Here is a 468-nt window from a genome sequence, read left to right on the forward strand (position 1 = left end):
CAGCAGATATTGCTTTTGGAACGAGCACAGCCTTGACGTTTGCCTCAGGAAGTGTGACAACAAACATGAAGCTGTACAATGTGGAATCAGCTGTTGTGGCTGTTACAGATGGAAGTATCGTTGCTGCCGGAGCAGATCGATTGACAGTAGCCGTGAGTGCATCAACGATGACGAAATTAGCTGTTAGCTTAACGAGTCCTCAAACGAATGGAACAGCCTTCACTGGAACGAATACTTTGACGGCCCAAGATGCGTATGGCAATACAGCTACAGGATTTAATGCCTCAGGAAATAACATTACGGTAACGACATCATTAACCGGAGCAATCACAGGTTTAGGATCAGGAGTGAACAACGTGTTGAATCAAGCAGGCGACTTTACGAGTGGAGTAGCGAACTTGACAAGCTTAGGCTTGAAATTCACGGGAACTTCAGGAGCAGGAACCTTTACCTTCACTCCAACTTCAG

General features: G+C 46.2%; 1 protein-coding gene. It reads left to right on the top strand.

What is annotated here, in order from left to right:
* The coding region (locus tag EWU23_RS13750) for a hypothetical protein (protein ID WP_205753194.1) at positions 1–468 on the top strand (468 nt) is incomplete at both ends.

It is taken from the genome of Aquirufa beregesia, from assembly GCF_011090385.1.
Classification (GTDB): Bacteria; Bacteroidota; Bacteroidia; order Cytophagales; family Spirosomataceae; genus Aquirufa; species Aquirufa beregesia.